The sequence below is a fragment of the Bacteroidia bacterium genome (assembly GCA_041391665.1).
Lineage (GTDB): Bacteria > Bacteroidota > Bacteroidia > J057 > J057 > JAGQVA01.
The window spans coordinates 2330083-2348243 of sequence record JAWKNO010000001.1; the positions used below are offsets into that span (position 1 = coordinate 2330083).

An 18161-nucleotide genomic window follows, 5' to 3' on the forward strand; every position below is an offset into this window, starting at 1 on the left:
GAAAATTGGGCAAAACCCCTTGTAGCATTGATTCTATCGGTCTTCTTTTTGTACCTTGCTGCTAATACTATTACTATAAGGAAAAATGAATCAGCAAAGGATTGCTCTGTTACTACTCGTCTGGGTGTTGGCCAGTTGCCGGCTTACACCCGAGCCCACCACCACCCATACCCTGGCCGGACCCGAAAAGCGGTTTGGTGAATTGTATGCTGATGTGGAAATGGCCGGTATTTTCCCCGACTCCAAAACATTTGCCGACCATACCCCGCTTTTTCCCGATAGCGAAATCCTGAAGAAATACCAGTCTCAAAAAACATCTGCTGATTTTTCACTGGAAACATTTGTCGAGCAAAACTTCGCTGCACCTCAGGTCGTCGGCTCTGATTTTGTAGCGGATACAACTCAGTCGGTTTCCGCCCATATTGAGCGGCTGTGGCCGGTACTTACCCGCCAGCCTGACCACGAATCTGCGGGTACGTTGATTCCGCTTCCCCATCCCTACATTGTGCCGGGTGGTCGGTTTAGGGAAATCTATTATTGGGACAGCTATTTTACCATGCTGGGATTGCAGGTTTCTGAAAACGCTTCGGGAATGATCCGCAATATGGTGGACAATTTTGCCTGGCTGATCGATACAGTAGGTTTTATCCCCAACGGTAACCGCACCTATTATCTTGGTCGTTCGCAACCTCCATTTTTTGCGATGATGGTAAATCTGCTGGCAGAGGTAGAGGGGGAGACGGTGCTGACTGATTACCTGCCTGCTTTGGAGAAAGAATACAATTTTTGGATGGAAGGAGGGAAATTGCCAGAGGGCGGAGAATTTGCCGTTGCCCACGTGGTGAAAATGCCGGATGGGGAAATATTGAACCGATTTTATGATCGTTTTCCCGAGCCGCGCCCGGAAGCTTATAAAGAGGACGTATTGCTGGCGGAGGAAAGTGGCAGAGATAAAGCAGAGGTATATGGCGATTTGCGTGCAGCTGCTGAGTCGGGATGGGATTTCTGTAGCCGCTGGTTTGAAAATCCCCAGCAAATGACAACCATCCGCACCACTAAAATCGTGCCTGTGGATCTGAATGCCCTGCTTTATACCCTGGAAATGACCCTCGCCCACGCATGGGAGTTGTCGGGGAATGTACAGCGTCAGCAGGAATACCTGAAAGCCGCAGCCAAAAGAAATGATGCAATAATGAAGTATTGCTGGTCGGAAGCCGAAGGGCGTTTTGCTGACTATGACATAGAGAAAAAAGCACATACATCGGTGCCTTCTCTGGCGATGATGTACCCACTTGTTGCCGGTATAGCCTCGGAAGAACAGGCGGTAAAAGTTGCCAAATGGATGAAAGAGGGCTTTTTGCAGCCCGGTGGGGTTACTTCCACACTCAACCAGACCGGCCAGCAGTGGGATGCCCCCAACGGTTGGGCACCGTTGCAGTGGATGACAATCCAGGGACTACGCAATTACAACCAGCTGGAGCTGGCCAATGAAATAAAGACCCGGTGGGTAAATATCGGCAGCCGCGTATTTCAGCGTACCGGCAAACTGACGGAAAAGTACAATGTCATGGACCTGACTTTATCAGCCGGAGGCGGCGAATATCCCAATCAGGACGGGTTTGGCTGGACCAATGGGGTGCTTTTGCGTTTATTATCAGAGAAATGATTTACTTCAGATTTTAAAAATTAATTTCCTTGTTGTATATTGGACTCCATCGTATCTGCGTAACTCTATCACCTGGCTAACAATATGTGACATGCTAACCAGTTCTTACAAACCCGCACCCGGCAGGTTCCTGATATCGGAGCCATTCATGCACGATTACAACTTTAAGCGATCGGTAGTTTTGCTCGTAGAGCACAATGCCCATGGCACCATGGGATTTGTCATGAACCGGCAGCTGAATGTCGCGATCAGTGAGGTGGTAGATGGAATGCCCTCACTTGAATCCCCCGTATTTATGGGCGGGCCGGTGGAGCAAAGTACACTTCATTTTGTGCACCGCCTGCAAGATTTACCGGGGGCAAAGCCCGTATGTCATGGCGTATATTGGGGCGGAGATTTTGACGACCTGAAGCGAAAAATCAGCCTGGGGCATGTGGATGCTTCGGATGTCCTGTTTTTTGTAGGGTACTCGGGGTGGGGACCCAGTCAGTTGGAGCAGGAACTGGAGCGCAAGTCATGGATCATCGCACCAGAGGCTCCATTTTTTGTCTTTCAACCAGACTACAGCGATATGTGGCGCCAGGTATTGCAGAGTATGGGAACCAAATACCGGGTGATCTCCAACTATCCGGTGGATCCCAGAATGAACTAACAGATCAAGCGGTCGGGAATTAATCTTTTGTGTATAGGCTATACTCTGCCGTAGAGGACGGAGGGGTTTCGATTTGTACGGTATTTTGGGTGGTCGGTGCGGCAACCGTATCGTGAGATGACTGATTGTAAGCGCGAATACCAAAAATAACAGCCACATATAAAACCATTGCAAAGAAAATTCCTGCGGTATCCTCACTCATTGTCGGACGAGGGGCAGGGGAAATTTTAGGAGTCTGGGAAAAAGCACGCATACAGTAAAGAATTACGATTCAGGGTGAAAACATAATGCTAGTTAATACATGATATATATATTTCGCATTTCGAATAAGCCTGATTATTACATTTCGGGAATAACCAAAATGCACGTTTCTGCATATTTACCTGAATGGCGGGAATAACAGAGCAAGCCATATTAGGGAATCGAATAATTAAATCTGTCGAAATATTAAAAGTTTCAGACCACTTTTCCAAGTTAAATTATCTCAACCTCGTTTCTATGGCTTACGGGCAGGTATTTTTTTATTAGAGACAATCTCTCTTTTCTTTTTTATTCGGCTTGATGGAAGATCGGCACAATTGTTTTCTGACTCACAGGCATGATGGAATGGGATGGAAATCCTATAACAATTCATTAAATTGTGCTCTTTGAAAAAATAATCAGAACACAATGGCCCGATTTCTTACAATATTCCTGACAGGGCTTCTGCCTGTATGGCTCTTTTCGCAGTCTATCTCTGGGCTTAAATGCGAATATCAGGAAAATCCGCTGTGTATCGGGGCTGAAAATCCCCGATTTAGCTGGATGCTTCCGGCGCTCGGGCAGAATATTGTACAATCTTCCTTTCAAATCAGAATATCCACCTCCGAATCAGACCTGAAGAAAGGCCGAAATCTGATCTGGGACTCCGGCAAAATCCTTTCTGACCAGTCCGTAAATGTCGCTTATGCGGGTCAAACTCCTCTAAACTCCGCGACGAGGTACTTCTGGCAGGTCAGGGTTTGGATCAATGAGGGAAAACCTATTCCATGGAGCGAAACTGCCTGGTTTGAAACCGGACTAAAGCCCAGTGACTGGACGGCTATGTGGATAGAGTCTAATCTATCCGAAGATCTGAAAAAATCATCTCCTTCTCCGATGTTACGCTCGGAGTTTGCTGTAAATGGGAAAATCCGCGATGCAAGACTTTATATCACCGCTCATGGTTTGTATGAAGCCCAGATCAATGGGGAAAGGGTGGGAGAAGATCTGCTGACCCCCGGATGGACCAGCTACAACAAAAGACTACAATATCAGGTGTACGATATAACGGATCAGCTTCGCCAGGGAAATAATGCTATCGGCGTTGTACTGGGCGATGGCTGGTACAGAGGATTTCTCGTTTGGCAAAATCACCGCAATACCTATGGCGAAAAACTGGGTGCTCTGGCTCAGATTGAAGTGCGTTATACCAATGGGAAAACCGCGCGGTTTACAACCGGCCAAAACTGGAAGTCAGCCACAGGCCCTGTAATCGCTTCCGATATTTACAATGGAGAAACCTATGACGCTAGAGAAGAAAAAATGGGCTGGACTTTACCCGGATATGATGACAGCGACTGGACACCGGTCAAAGTGGTGGATTATCCCAAAGAACACCTGATCGCGCAGGTAGGGCCTCCCGTCAGGAAAATTCAAGAGATCTCTCCTGTTTCTATATTTCAGACTCCCAAAGGCGAAACCGTTGTTGATTTTGGGCAAAATATGGTAGGCTGGGTAAAACTGACCGCCAGCGGAAAGACCGGAACACGTATTACGCTGTATCATGCAGAAGTGCTCGATAAAGCGGGCAATTTTTATACAGAAAACCTCCGCGCAGCCAAACAGAAAAACGAATATATTCTCAACGGAAGCGGAACCGAAACGTTTGAGCCGCATTTTACTTTCCAGGGTTTTCGATACGTGAAAGTTGAAGGATTTCCGGGAACCATCACCAAAGATAACCTCACGGGCGTAGTCATCCATTCTGCCATGGCACCCACCGGAAATTTTTCCTGCTCAGATTCGCTCCTCAATCAGCTCCAGCACAATATTCAGTGGGGGCAGAAAGGCAATTTTGTGGACGTGCCTACCGATTGTCCGCAGCGAGATGAAAGACTGGGCTGGACCGGCGATGCGCAGGTATTTGCCCGTACCGCTGCTTTTAATATGGACGTCGCAGCCTTTTACACCAAATGGCTGGGCGATGTGGCGGCAGACCAGACTCCTGAAGGGGCCGTGCCTTATGTAATTCCTCAGGTGCTCCGGGCAAAAGACGTTGGCTCCGCCGGTTGGGCCGATGCCGCAGTCATTATTCCCTGGACAGTTTATCTGACTTATGGAGACACACGCATTCTCGAAAACCAGTATCCTTCCATGAAAGCCTGGGTGGATTATATGGCGGACGGAGCGGGCGAAAATTATTTATGGGATACGGTTTTCACGTTTGGCGACTGGCTGTTTTACAGTTTACAGGATGACACCGACGGCACATCTGCCATCACAGATAAGATCCTGATCAAACAGGCATTTTTTGCCTATTCCACCGAACTCCTGATAAAAACGGCAGCAGTAATAGGGAAAAAAGATGATGTGGAAAAATACAGCCGCTTGCTTGGCCGTGTAAAGGAAACTTTCCAGCGCGAGTTTGTCACCCCTTCGGGACGGCTTGTATCCAATTCGCAGACTGCTTACGTACTCGCGCTAAACTTTGACCTTTTGCCTGAATCACAGCGTCCCGCAGCGGCAAAGCGCCTGGTGGAAAATATCCGCAGCTACAAAAACCATCTGACTACAGGTTTTCTCGGCACGCCTTACCTCTGTCATGTGTTGAGCAGGTTTGGGTATGAAGATGTCGCTTACGATCTGCTTTTTCAGGAAACGTATCCTTCGTGGCTCTACCCTGTAAAAATGGGCGCAACCACGATCTGGGAAAGATGGGACGGCATTCGTCCTGATGGAAGTTTTCAAAATGTAGGGATGAACTCCTTCAATCATTATGCCTACGGAGCCATCGGCGACTGGATGTACCAGCATATTGCGGGCATACAACTCGATCCATCTGTGCCGGGTTACAAAAAAGCCATCATTCGCCCTCGTCCGGGAGGAAAACTTACTCATGCTTCAGGAAAACTGTTGACAATGTATGGTGAACTAACTACCGACTGGAAAATAGAAGCAAATGTGTTTTCATTATCTGTTGTCATTCCTCCGAATACCACCGCGTCAATAGTTCTCCCCAAACTTTCCGGTGATGAAATTCACCAGGTGGGCGCTGGTTCCTACAACTTCTCGTATGAATGGAAATAAAATTTACGACTACTACTATGCACAAAAATGTTTTACTCCCTTTCATTATTCTATTTCTGAGTGCCTGCACGGCTCCTGAAAAAGAGAGCGACAGCTACCGCAACTGGAGCCACTATCTGGGTGATCCAGGTCGTACACATTATTCATCTCTCAACCAGATTACCCCCGACAATGTCGGCCAGCTTCAGGTAGCCTGGGAGTACAACAGCGGAGGGGCAAATGAAAAAACGGCGCTCCAGTACAACCCGATCATGGTCAATGGGCTGGTGTATGGCGTTTCGCCTGACTCCAAAGTTTTTGCCCTCGATGCTGCCACCGGAAAAGAAGTCTGGGCCAATAAACCCATGGAAGAAAGCGGACTCAGTCGCGGCATTCTCTATTGGGAAGACGGGGAAGACAAGCGGGTGATGTTGGGGATTAAACACCACTTTGTCTCCCTGAACGCCCTGACGGGTGAGTTGATTTCGTCTTTTGGCGAGAATGGAAAACTCAATTTGAAGACAGGGCTGGGACAGGACGTCAATGATGTATGGCTTGAAGCAACCACACCCGGGGTGATTTACGGAGATTTGCTGATTCAGGGATTTTTGACGAGCGAACGCCTCCCTGCCGTGCCCGGGCATATCCGGGCCTTTGATGTGCGTACCGGAGAGCAGAAATGGATTTTTCACACCATTCCCCAGCCGGGCGAATTTGGCTACGAAACCTGGCCCGAACAAGCGTGGATGTACACCGGCGGTGCCAACAACTGGTCAGGACTGACCCTCGATGAGGAAAGAGGGATAGTGTATATTCCCACAGGTTCGGCTGCCTCCGATTTCTGGGGCGGAGACCGCAAAGGCGAAAACCTGTTTGCCAACTGCATTATCGCCCTCAACGCCAATACCGGCGAACGAATCTGGCATTACCAGACCGTACACCACGACATCTGGGACAGAGACCTGCCCGCACCGCCGACGCTGGTAACCGTAACCCACAACGGCAAAAAACGCGATGCCATTGCCCAGATTACCAAATCCGCTTTTGTATTCGTGCTGGACCGAGAAACCGGCGAATCACTTTTTCCCATTGACGAAAAACCATTTCCCCAGTCAAATCTTTTTGGCGAGGAAGCCTGGCCTACACAACCCATTCCCCAAAAACCTGAGCCATTTGCCAGACAGACCTTTCCCGAAACAGACATAAACCCCTACTCCAAAGACAAAGACTCCCTGCTGGCGATACTCCAAAAATCAGTAAACAAAGGCGCATATTACCCCCCTACGGTGGAAGGAACCATGCTTTTCCCCGGCTATGACGGCGGCGGAGAATGGGGGGGCGCAGGGTTTGATCCCACTACCGGAATTCTCTACGTCAATGCCAACGAAATGCCCTGGATTCTGAAAATGATCGATGTCAGGGGAAAAGGAGGAACCACCCTTTACGATCAGGGCAAAAAAGTCTATCAGACCTATTGTATGAGCTGCCATGGGGCAGAATTGCAAGGTTCGACTTTTCACGGGACTGCTCCCGCGCTCACAGGCTTAAAAGACCGGTTGACAGCAGATTCGGTGAAAAATATCCTTGCCAATGGCCGCAACACCATGCCCGTATTTGCCTTCCTTTCCGAAGCTGAAAAAACCAGTGTCGCTGCCTATCTCATGGAAGACAAAACTTCCCCCGGCCTAAGTGGAAAAGACGAAATTATTGCTGCGCCCTATGCCCACGCCGGCTACAACCGCTTTGTGGACAGCGAAGGTTATCCCGCCGTATCTCCTCCGTGGGGCACACTCAACGCCATTGACCTTAACAAAGGCGAAATCCTGTGGAAAGTACCGCTGGGAGAATACGAAGAACTCACCGCAAAAGGGATCCCAGTAACCGGAATGGAAAACTATGGCGGACCCGTGGTGACAGCCGGCGGACTGATATTTATCGGAGCATCCAAAGACCGCACGGTGAGAGCCTTCGACAAAGCCACTGGTAAGGAATTGTGGAAATACAAACTGCCATTTTCCGCTATGGCTACCCCCTGTACTTATGAAGTCAACGGCAAACAGTATATCGTTTTCGCAGCAGGAGGAGGAAAAGTTACGAAGGAACGTGGCGATCTTTTTGTAGCTTTTGCTCTTCCGTAAATAAGGTTTTTATGATACCCCTTGAATCTCTCTGGTTTCTGACCTTTTTAGGCCGCCTCCACCCCATGGTGGTGCATTTTCCGATTGCGCTGCTGATAGTGGCTATGTTGATGGAAATGATGACCCTGCGAGGAAAAAATGAAAACTTCCGCAGTGCGATTACCCTTTTGTTGCGGCTAGGCGCTGTTTCCGCTGTTGTATCTGTTGCTTTTGGGTTAATCCTCCACGAGCAGGAAAGTTATGGCGGCGAACTGGTCGAATACCACGAATGGTCGGGGATTGTAACCATGCTACTTTCCCTGTTGGCGGTAGGGCTCAATTATCGTGCAAACAGTAAGGGCCTTGGGCTGAATCTCTACCGGGGTGTGCTGGGTTTGAGTGTGGTTGCCCTTACCGTAGCCGGACATCTGGGCGCCAGTCTTACCCATGGAGAAGACTATCTGAGCAGCACCTTTCCGGGGAATAATGATGCACACGATGACGGAAAAGCGGGCGAATTACTCGCAGAATTTACTTCTCAGCAGTCTTCCGGCGCGTTTTCTCCCGAAGACCTTGACAGGCTGAACCTCGAAGTCAGAGCCATATTTGCCCACAACTGTTACCAATGCCACAGCAAAGAAAAAAGCAAAGGCGATCTGGTACTTCAGACAAAAGATGGCGTCATGGCGGGCGGAGAAAATGGGCCCATTCTCGTCGCGGGAAATGCAGATCAAAGCGAAATGATCCGCCGCTTACTCCTTCCCCGCAGCGATGAAGAATCTATGCCGCCCAAAGGCAAAACTTTACAGAAAGATGAAATCGAACTCATCCGCCTCTGGATCAATCAGGGTGCGCACTGGGCAGATCAGGAACTGAAAATCTTCCGCGAAGCAGAACTCGCCCTGACAAAACCCGAACTTCCGCCCGCAGAAGAGGGCCTGGAAAACCCTGTCGATCGCTGGGTGAACCGCTATTTTCTGGAAAATAAACAAAAATGGACCGAGCCGATAGACGACCACACTTTTGTGCGGCGGGTGTATCTCGATGCAATTGGCCTGCTGCCTACCCCTGAACAAGCGGAGTCTTTTGTGGCAGACCATTCGCCGGACAAAAGAGAAAAATTAGTTGCCCGCCTTCTCGAAGACAATCATAACTACACCCAGCACTGGCTGAGTTTCTGGAATGATCTGCTGCGCAATGACTATTCTGGTACAGGTTTTATCACCGGCGGGCGAAAACAAATCACTCATTGGCTTTACCAGTCGCTCTATGACAACAAACCCTACAACCAGATGGTGAAGGAGCTGATTAACCCAACGCTGGAATCTGAGGGTTTTGTCAAAGGAATACGCTGGCGCGGCACAGTCAACGCTTCCCAACGAACGGAGATGCAGGCTGCGCAGAATATTTCCCAATCCTTGCTGGGGCTTAACCTCAAATGCGCCTCCTGCCATGACAGCTTTATCAGCAACCTGACACTCGATCAGTCTTACGCTTTTGCGAATATATTTGCCGATACGGCGCTGGAAATTCACCGCTGCGATAAACCTACGGGGCGGATGGCTCGGACAGGCTTCATTTATCCCGAACTCGGAGAGGTAGAGGCCAATACCGTAAAAGAACGCCTCGTTCAGTTATCAGAGATTATCGTCAACCCGGAAAATGGCAGACTTCACCGCACGATGGTAAACCGACTGTGGGCAGAACTGATGGGCCGTGGAATCATTGCACCCGTGGACGAAATGGATCGCCTTCCCTGGAGCCAGGAGCTGCTCGACTGGTTGGCGGCAGATTTTCGGGACAGTGGCTTTGATCTGAAACATACGCTTCGTTTGATCATGACTTCAAAGACTTATCAACTAGTTCCTATTGGTTATAAGTCGGAAAATGAACTGATTACCAGCGATTACAGATTCCGTGGGCCGGTGCAGCGGCGGTTGTCTGCCGAACAGTTTGCCGACGTCTTCAGCCAGTCATTGATGCCCGTGTATCAGGCCGTTGCATTTGATCCCATAGGGGACACCCTGGAGGCAAAATGGATCTGGCACCGCGAAATCAAACTCGACCGCGATGTATTGCCCGAGCCGGGGAAAAGATATTTCCGGTATGTATTTGAGCTTCCTGCAAAAGGAGAAATCGCAAATGTTGAACTGCTTGCTACTGCGGACCATTCCTTTCATCTGTATCTGAATGAAAAAGAAATTGCTGCTGGTGACGATTGGCAGGTGGTGCAAAAAGCCGATTTGACCGGGAAAGTGTTGCCTGGGAAAAATATTTTTGCTGCAGAAGCCGAAAACGAAGGCCCTATCGCCAATCCTGCCGGGCTGTTGGTAAGCCTTCAGGTCGAATATACCGATGGCAGCCGGGTGAGATTTTATAGCAATAATCAGTGGAAAACATCTGATGCCGAACCTTCTGGTAATTGGCAGTCGCTTGCTTTTGACGATAAAGAATGGAAAAATGCCCGGAACTACGGCGATTTTTTCAATGGAAAGTGGGGTCGTTTACCGGCATTTACCCACAAAAAATATTCAAACCCACTGCCACCTGTTCGCGCTTCGCTGGTCATGCTTGATCCATTTATGAAAGCACTCGGAAGACCAACCCGGGAAAATGTTACCACAAACCGAGACGATCAGGCCAACCTTTTGCAGGCACTCGAACTCACCAACGGAGAATTTTTCTACCAAACCATTCGAAAGGCGGCAGACCATTGGCTCAGTCTTTCGGGCAGTGATCCTGAAAAATTGCAGGAGCAGGTCTATCTACGGGCATTAGGGAGAAAGCCATCCCCCAAAGAAAAAACCATTGCCCGCAAGCTATTGACAGATTCTCCCGCTACCGAAAATGTGGAGGACTTCCTCTGGACGGTTGTGATGTTGCCCGAATTTCAACTTATTCTGTAACCCATTCAGCCCCAAAAGATGACACAAGAGACAACACGTCGTGAGTTTTTGAAAAAAATGAGTGCCGCTTCGTTAGGCGCGATGGCGGCAACAATCCCTGCGACAAGCTTTTTGAGCAGTTGTTCCGGTCCGGCACGCAACGCTACGGCAGATGCGGTCATATTGCTCTGGATGGGAGGCGGAATGGCACATACCGAAACCTTTGACCCGAAAGCATACGCACCTTTTGAAAAAGGCATGGAAAGCAAACGGGTGTTGAGCACCTTTCCTTCTGTGCCTACCATTGTAGATGGTCTGCATTTTTCCAAAGGACTGGAAAACATCGGTCAGGTCATGGACAAAGGCGCAATCATCCGTTCCTATCGCGCTGCCGATCTGGGATTTATACTCCATACCCGTCATCAATACCACTGGCATACCTGCTATGAGCCGCCACAGCCCATTCAGCCGCCGCATCTCGGTGCGTGGATAGCCAAAGAGCTGGGCCCCAAAAACCCCGCGATCCCCGCTTTTATTGACATCGGGCAGCGGTTTACGGTAGGGGAGGGGGAGGAATTAAAAGCCTTCCACTCCGCCGGATTTCTGGGCAGCGAGTACGGGCCATTTTTTATACCCGATCCTACGAGCGGACTGGAAAGTGTACGACCACCGGCGGGCATGGATCTAAAGCGGTTTGAGCGCCGCTACCAGCTTTACCGCGAACTCTCCGAAAAAAGTCCGCTTGGCCTCCACGGCAGCGATTACCAGCGCGAATCACTGGCAAGAAGCATGGAACAAGCCTATCGTCTCCTCAAATCACCCGAAGCCCGCGCCTTTGATCTGGGGCAGGAAACACCCGAAAAATACGCCATTTACAATACCGGGAGGTTTGGCCTGGGGTGTCTGATGGCCAAACGCCTGGTCATGGAGGGCGCGCGGTTTATCAGCGTTACCACCGAATACGAACCCTTCCTCGGCTGGGACACCCACGAAAACGGACATACCCGGCTCGAAAAAATGAAAGCCTATATTGACGGCCCGGTAGCACAACTGATCCGCGATCTAGACGAAACCGGCCATCTCGACCGGACGCTGGTCATTCTGGCCAGCGAGTTCAGCCGCGATGCACTGATGGAGGGGCGGCCCGGTGCAAAAATCAAAGATCAGGTGGACCAACCCGATGTGATCGAAGACATCAAACATTACGGCATGCACCGTCATTTTACCGATGGATGTTCGATTCTGATGTGGGGCGGAGGGATAAAGAGAGGCCTTGTATATGGGAAAACAGCCGATGAGCGTCCGTGTAAGGCCATTACCGAGCCGGTAGTGATAGACCAGGTACACCAGACCATTTATCACGCGCTGGGGATAGCAGAGGATACCCATTATGTCATAGAAGGAAGGCCCGTTTACACCACACCCGACGGCGCCGGAAGACCCGTGATGGAATTATTTGAAAAACAAGTACCTCATTCGTAATCCCCGATCTTTATGTCAAAAATCATTCGTCCATCATTCGTGAATTCGTGGCCTACAAATTCGTATCTGAAAAATATTTTTCTCTTTGAGTAAGACGCTATGACACATCAGGAAGCCCTGACACTTATCGAAAAAGCAACACCCCGGCGCGGCGGAATCTGGGCAGATCTGGGGGCGGGAAGCGGCACATTTACATTGGCTTTGGGAGAATTGGTGGGACCGGATGGGCAGGTATTTGCCGTTGATAAAAGCCCGGAAATATTCAATATCAATCCACCTGATGCACAGAAATTTGCCGGTGTATTTCCCATCCAGGCAGATTTTACGCAAGCATTGGAACTACCCAAGCTCGACGGAATATTGATGGCCAATGCCCTGCATTTTGTGAGAGATCAGGCAAAATTGTTGCGGCAACTTGCCTCGAATATCAGTCCCGGAGGGCATCTGTTGTTGGTAGAATATGATTCAGACACAGCCAACCCGTGGGTACCGTACCCGGTGTCGCGGCGGAGGTTTCGCGAGATCGCCGAAGCCGCAGGTCTGACCACCCCCGAAGAAATCGGGCGTATGCGCTCGCGCTACCACAACGGCGACATTTATGTGGGGAAGGCGGGGAGGAAATAAGAAAAAAGTTGCTGAATTGTGCAACTATTTTTATATTTACGTATATAAAAGCACAACCATTCCATGCCTTGTATTAAGACAATAGGTTCGATTAGAATCTATATATACTTAAGAGATCACAATCCGCCACATTTTCATGTGATGTACGCCGGGTTTGAAGAGTTGATCGAAATAAAATCCTTAAAAACCTATTCTGGTTGGATTCCCGGTAAACAAAGAAAAGAAATAATCGCCTGGGCAGAAAAAAATCAGCCCTATCTGATTCAAAAATGGGAAGAGTATAATTCCTGATTAAAACCAGCAACAATGAGAAGTATCAAACGAATCATCCGGATTCACAAAATAGAAGGATATAAAGTGTTTTGCCTGTTTAACAACGGGGAGTCGAGAATCATTGATTTTCAAAAGCTGTTTGCACAATGGAATGTCAGCGAAAAAGACAGGGAGTACCCCTTGCTGAAATCCGAAGCCGAGTTTCATCATATAGAAATAATTGACGGTACATTTGTCTGGAAAAACATTGAAATAAAGACAACTGATGAAGATGGCAATGAAATGATCGGATATTATGATTTGGATCCGATCGTCCTTTATCAGGCCAGTGAACCGGATGAAAGCCGCCAACTGGAAATCGGATTAATGATCAGACAAGCCCGAAAAGAACTGGGATTTACGCAGGAAGAGCTCGCCCGTAAGTCGGGAACCTCCAAACACTATATTTCCCGGATAGAGAATAACCAGTCAGGGATCGAATTAGCTACACTAAAAAAAATTGTCGAAGGCGGACTAGGGCGCAGGTTGCAAATATATATTCGGTGAGGTTGTGTTGTTAATAACATTGTAAGTCCCCAATGTCATCTCACTCTAAACCGCCACGCAATTCCGCCCCCGACATAATCGCCGCGCAGCACCTGTGTACTTTGCTGATCGAGGGTAGGGCTGCCGATCGAATAGGCTTGTTGTATATTCATCACAGGATTTAACCCTTTGATAACATGGAAAACCGCAAAAAGTCCGTGCCGGGAGTGATTCAGTACCCGTACATCCCACCTCGCATCCACCGCTAGAAAAGTATGGGGTTCGATCACGCTTTCAAACCTGCTGTACAGGATTTGCCCACCCCGCAAAACATCTTCTACAACCGGCCCTCCTTCCCCAATCGCCCATCTTTCCCTTTCTCGGGCATACAACATGCCCAGAGTGATGCTTAAAGCCGGGAAACGGCGTGTTTCTTCGGAGAGCGTATATCTTAAGTATAAATGAGGCATAAAACGGTAATCGGTTTGGACGCTGATTACCCCAAAAGAAGGATCACCCCGATATTCGAGGGTAAACCGGTTCCGCAGGCCGAGAGAATAATAGGTTAGCCCCCCGCCCAGTTCCCAATGTGGAGAAACCCGATAACCCAGATTTGCCTGTGCATACCCCGCAGGAAAAAGCACTGGTTGAAACGCTGGTGTCCGCTTGCCCTGGAAAAAATTACTTCCGCCGCTGGCGAAAACTTCTACTTGCAGCGATTGTGCTGAGGCCTGAAACCCCGCAATGATCAAAATGAAAAAATACAAATTTTTCATGGATGATAGTGTAAGTAGTTGTAGTTATTTAACAACGGAATTATAAAGTAATTGGGAGAAAGTAATCTTTCCGAAGTGAGGCAGAAACCACCAGGGACACAAAGGCCTCACAAAGGTACTGTGTTGAGAAGCAAGGGAAATTTAAAAAAAAGTTATATCTTAGATATAGAGAAGTGGGTCAAAGACCGCACTATCTCGTGTAGTCCGGGCCTTGAGTCTGGACTACTTCCGTTTTAGGGGCTAGCTGTTGTTTGGGTGTATGTTTGGGTTGATATTTGGGATCATAGGGTCGGTCCGATTTCCATAAGGCATAGATTAAACAAAGGAGTTTGCGTTGTACGGCGACGAGGGCTTTTTTCGTAAGTCCGCCATTGCGCAGGAGGAGTCGCTGGTAGAGGGCAAATAAAGGGCCTTCTTTTTTTCGCAAATGTGCCAGGGCAGGCATATACATGGCCGTTCGCAGGCGGGCATTGCCTTGTTTGGAAATGCGGGTCTTCCCCGAGAGGGTACCGCTTTGGCGTTCAATGACATCATATCCGGCATACTTAGTCAGTTGCTTGGCGGACTGAATGGCACTAAACCCATCGGTCTCTGCAATGACGGTGGCCAGACTGATCCACCCCACACCGGGGAGCGAATGGAGAATCTGCTCAAACCGTTTACAAAGCTGGGAATCGGCACGTATGAGGGCCCTGATTTGGGCTTCAACGGTCCGGATTTCTTTGTGGGTTTGGGCGATTTTCCGTTTGAGGGAACGCACGATTTCCTTGATGGAATAGTGGGCATGTTTATAGGCGTGTAGTTGATTTTCCCATGCTACCCGACTCTCTACCAGGGTATTACGAAACCGAACCAACTGCCGAATCTCATGCAACTGCTCACTGACGGGTTGCCACTGTGTCAACTTACGATGCAGCGCCATCGAGGCCAGCCCTTTGGCATCTTCCTTGTCGGTTTTGGAATCATGCCCCAGGCTTTTGAGATAACTCTTCACCCGTTTGGCCAGCTCCAGACTGACATAATACCCCTGGCCATGGAAGAAATGCAAGAGGTTCTCGTGATAGACCCCTGTTACCTCCAGCAATAGCCTACATGGAATATCGGTATCCTTGCATTTGCTGGCTAGCCATGCTTGCGCAGCCTCAAAACCCGCCTTCGTATTTTGAAAGCTACGTGTAGCGATGATCTTCTCCTGCTCGGCTTCGGTCAATCCTTTGATACAAGCAGAAAAGGTGGCTTTGGACAGGTCGAAACCCACACCGTAACGAATCCAGGACTTTGTCATAGTAGTGTAATTGAAGGTGATACAAAGAATGAATCTCTCCCCTTGACTCTTCTCACCGTTTGATTCAGGATCGCAACTTCAGTCGTCCTTCCTACAGTACTGTTCAGCCTGAAGGAGAGAACCAGATAGGACTTTTCCTTTGTGTCAGTATCGGCTCGCTTGATCCGTACTCGGGCACAAATCGGCTTGCCTATCCGGCCTCATTCTTCTTTTAAGTACTCATCATTTCTTCTACTTTGCAAACATATGAGGACACAAGGAAACTGTGCTTTGTGTCCCTCGTGGCTTCCTGGTGTCCTTCGTGGTTTATCCCAATAAGTTGATAATTCCGTTTAACAATATACAGACAAAATTAAAACTTTACTCGCCTTGTTTGAGCAAGTGCTCTCCCGCAACGACTACGAACCTGACATCTGTTTCTTTGGGCAGGAAAAGGCACAGCACTTTGCGGAAGGGCAGAGTCTCTTTCCTGCACCCGACCTGGCAATAGAGGTGCTTTCCCCCAAGACCGCCATCAACGACCGGGGCATCAAATTTGAAGACTACCGCGCCCATGGTGTGTTGGAATACTGGATCGTGGACCCCATCGCCCGCTCGGTGGAGCAGTACCGTCTCGACGCCGAAAACCAATACGAACTCATCCTCAAATCCGGCAACGGCTATATCCGCAGCGAGGCGATCCCGGGTTTCCAGATCCGCATCGAGGCGATGTTTGATGCGGGGGTGAATCTGGCGGAATTGGGGAGATTGTTGGGGTGAATGGGTACTTCGTTTTGCGAGAAACCCTTTTCGCCAACCGAAGGTTTCACGCAAAGTCCGCCAAGAACCGCAAAATACGCGAAGTACTTCTTAGCGACCTTCGTGCCCCCCATTTTGGGATACCTTTATGAAACCTTTGCGACACCTTTGCGACCTCTGCGAGAAACCCTTTTCGCCAACCGTAGGTTTCACGCAAAGTCCGCCAAGAACCGCAAAATACGCAAAGCACTTCTTAGCGACCTTCGTGCCTCCCATTTTGGGATACCTTTACGAAACCTTTGCGACACCTTTGCGACCTCTGCGAGAAACCCTTTTCTCCAACCGCAGGTTTACTTCTGTACCACAACTTTCCCCTGTGCCAGCACTTCCTGTGCCTCCGTGCGCAATTCATAGAGATATACTCCATCCGGCACCTCCCGCGTATCCCATAGCCATTGGCCTTCTTGCGTGGAGACGGTTTGTCGGGCGACTTCCCGGCCCTGTATATCCCGTACCCGGATTTCGGCGTTGCGGCTGCCCGGCGGCAGTTCCCACTCCACCCGCACATCGCCTGCGGCGGGGTTGGGATAGACCCGCACCTGCGGCGGAGTGGCTGCCTCCACCCCCACTGTATGGCTCAGCCCCAGGATGCGGATCAGCGGCCTGACCACCTGCCCGTCGTATTTCAGAAAATGACCCATCACATAATATTTGTCGTTTTGAGCCGGAATGATGTTGCGCACCGAAGCCGGGTAGTTCACCCAGTTTTTTGAACTGTCAATGCCCTCGCCGTTGAAATATCGCAAGTCAATAAACCCGTTGGCATCGGTCTTGACGATCCGGTTGCGGGGGTATCCCTGATACGAAGTGAAAAATCCACCGATCAGGAATCCCCCGTCCGTGGTCGGGCAGACTGTCGTTACCGAACTCTGCCCATGGATTGAGTTAAAATTATTGAAGGTACTATCCAGCGACCCATCGGGATTTAAGCGGATCAGGCCCAAGGTGTCAGGGTAATTGTGAATCATAAATCGCTCTCCCACAATAATTTTCCCATCGGGTTGAATGTATTTGGGTTGGGGTCCCCCGGAGAAAAAAATTCCCGAGTAGAAAGTGGTATCTAAATTCCCCGCAGTGTCTATCCGGCAGATTTTGTTGACTGGCACGGAGTCGTAATGCGTCATCCATCCCCCATATAATAATAGCCGGGTAGCGTCATAACGCATCGTTTTTTCTACATCAAAATTGGTATTGTGATGAAAACTCGAATCCACATACCCATCGGGACGAATCCGCATAAAATACAGCCGCCGCTGGAAGTTCTGGGCACTCGGGTATTTGCCGCCATCGCCCCCGGTGATTATACTCCCATCGGGAAAAATATACGGAAGATGGGTTCCTCCTGAAAAATGAGTATCCAAGGGTACGAGGTCATTATCTAAAAAGTACCCCGAATAATTCGCCCTTGCAATGCCCAAATAACTGTAAGTAAAGTAATAAATGTCATTCGCTTTCTGGACATTTCCGACTCCCTGAGTGATCCAGACACTGGGGTACCAACTGGGATCAATACTCCCGTTTTCATAAAGGCGAATGATATGCAGCCGCTTATCTTCGGGAAGGTATTGAAAACTCCCCGTTACCATCAGGGAACCATTCGCTTCTTCGTATAAATCCAACACAACCCCTAAATCCCGATGATCGGTGGGATAACGAAAACCATGCACAGGTTGAAAGGTTGTATCTAAGGCAAAGGGTTGCCCCTGCGTGTGCAAAAATGACACTCCAAAGGCAAATAATGCGAAAAGTTTTTTCATCATGAATGAGATTAG

General features: G+C 49.2%; 13 protein-coding genes. 9 read left to right on the plus strand and 4 right to left on the minus strand.

All coding sequences use genetic code 11. The features are described 5' to 3' along the window. Nucleotides 1–85 precede the first annotated feature (85 nt). Nucleotides 86–1666: an alpha,alpha-trehalase TreF gene (gene treF / locus R3D00_09650; protein MEZ4773432.1), complete on the plus strand. Its 1581-nt coding sequence runs from the start codon at nt 86–88 to the stop codon at nt 1664–1666. Nucleotides 1667–1757: 91 nt separating this feature from the next. Continuing rightward, nucleotides 1758–2318, plus strand: coding sequence for a YqgE/AlgH family protein (locus R3D00_09655; GenBank protein MEZ4773433.1), 561 nt, complete (start codon nt 1758–1760; stop codon nt 2316–2318). Nucleotides 2319–2337: 19 nt separating this feature from the next. Here R3D00_09655 and R3D00_09660 read toward each other — a convergent pair whose 3' ends face one another. After that, complete coding sequence (locus R3D00_09660) at nt 2338–2571, minus strand: hypothetical protein (GenBank protein ID MEZ4773434.1); 234 nt, start codon at nt 2569–2571, stop codon at nt 2338–2340. A 416-nt stretch (nt 2572–2987) separates the two neighbouring features. On the opposite strand from R3D00_09660, the gene R3D00_09665 reads away from it, so the two are divergent. The 6 genes from R3D00_09665 (at nt 2988) to R3D00_09690 (ending at nt 13551) form a co-directional block, all read left to right on the plus strand. Then, nucleotides 2988–5645: a family 78 glycoside hydrolase catalytic domain gene (locus tag R3D00_09665; GenBank protein ID MEZ4773435.1), complete on the plus strand. Its 2658-nt coding sequence runs from the start codon at nt 2988–2990 to the stop codon at nt 5643–5645. After that, nucleotides 5636–7762, plus strand: coding sequence for a PQQ-binding-like beta-propeller repeat protein (locus R3D00_09670; protein ID MEZ4773436.1), 2127 nt, complete (start codon nt 5636–5638; stop codon nt 7760–7762). The genes R3D00_09665 and R3D00_09670 overlap by 10 nt, the downstream gene beginning before the upstream one ends. Nucleotides 7763–7773: 11 nt before the next feature. Then, the gene (locus tag R3D00_09675) at nt 7774–10647 is read left to right on the plus strand and encodes a DUF1549 domain-containing protein (protein MEZ4773437.1); all 2874 of its coding nucleotides are present in this window, start codon (nt 7774–7776) and stop codon (nt 10645–10647) included. Between the two features lie 18 nt (nt 10648–10665). Further along, a complete protein-coding gene (locus tag R3D00_09680) occupies nt 10666–12108 on the plus strand; it encodes a DUF1501 domain-containing protein (GenBank protein MEZ4773438.1) in 1443 nt (480 codons plus the stop codon). Between the two features lie 99 nt (nt 12109–12207). Further along, entirely contained in the window at nt 12208–12732 is a 525-nt protein-coding gene (locus R3D00_09685; protein ID MEZ4773439.1) for a class I SAM-dependent methyltransferase, read from the plus strand. Nucleotides 12733–13038: 306 nt separating this feature from the next. Then, nucleotides 13039–13551 (plus strand): helix-turn-helix transcriptional regulator, encoded by a 513-nt coding sequence (locus tag R3D00_09690; protein ID MEZ4773440.1) that lies wholly within the window; start codon nt 13039–13041, stop codon nt 13549–13551. A 35-nt stretch (nt 13552–13586) separates the two neighbouring features. Here the strand turns inward: R3D00_09690 and R3D00_09695 are convergent, their stop codons facing one another. Together R3D00_09695 and R3D00_09700 are read right to left on the minus strand one after the other, a co-directional pair. After that, nucleotides 13587–14306, minus strand: coding sequence for a hypothetical protein (locus R3D00_09695; GenBank protein ID MEZ4773441.1), 720 nt, complete (start codon nt 14304–14306; stop codon nt 13587–13589). 190 nt (nt 14307–14496) lie between these two features. Continuing rightward, nucleotides 14497–15591 (minus strand): IS110 family transposase, encoded by a 1095-nt coding sequence (locus tag R3D00_09700; protein ID MEZ4773442.1) that lies wholly within the window; start codon nt 15589–15591, stop codon nt 14497–14499. Nucleotides 15592–15960: 369 nt separating this feature from the next. On the opposite strand from R3D00_09700, the gene R3D00_09705 reads away from it, so the two are divergent. Next, entirely contained in the window at nt 15961–16350 is a 390-nt protein-coding gene (locus tag R3D00_09705; protein MEZ4773443.1) for a Uma2 family endonuclease, read from the plus strand. Between the two features lie 329 nt (nt 16351–16679). Here R3D00_09705 and R3D00_09710 read toward each other — a convergent pair whose 3' ends face one another. Further along, a complete protein-coding gene (locus tag R3D00_09710) occupies nt 16680–18146 on the minus strand; it encodes a T9SS type A sorting domain-containing protein (GenBank protein MEZ4773444.1) in 1467 nt (488 codons plus the stop codon). Nucleotides 18147–18161 lie beyond the last annotated feature (15 nt).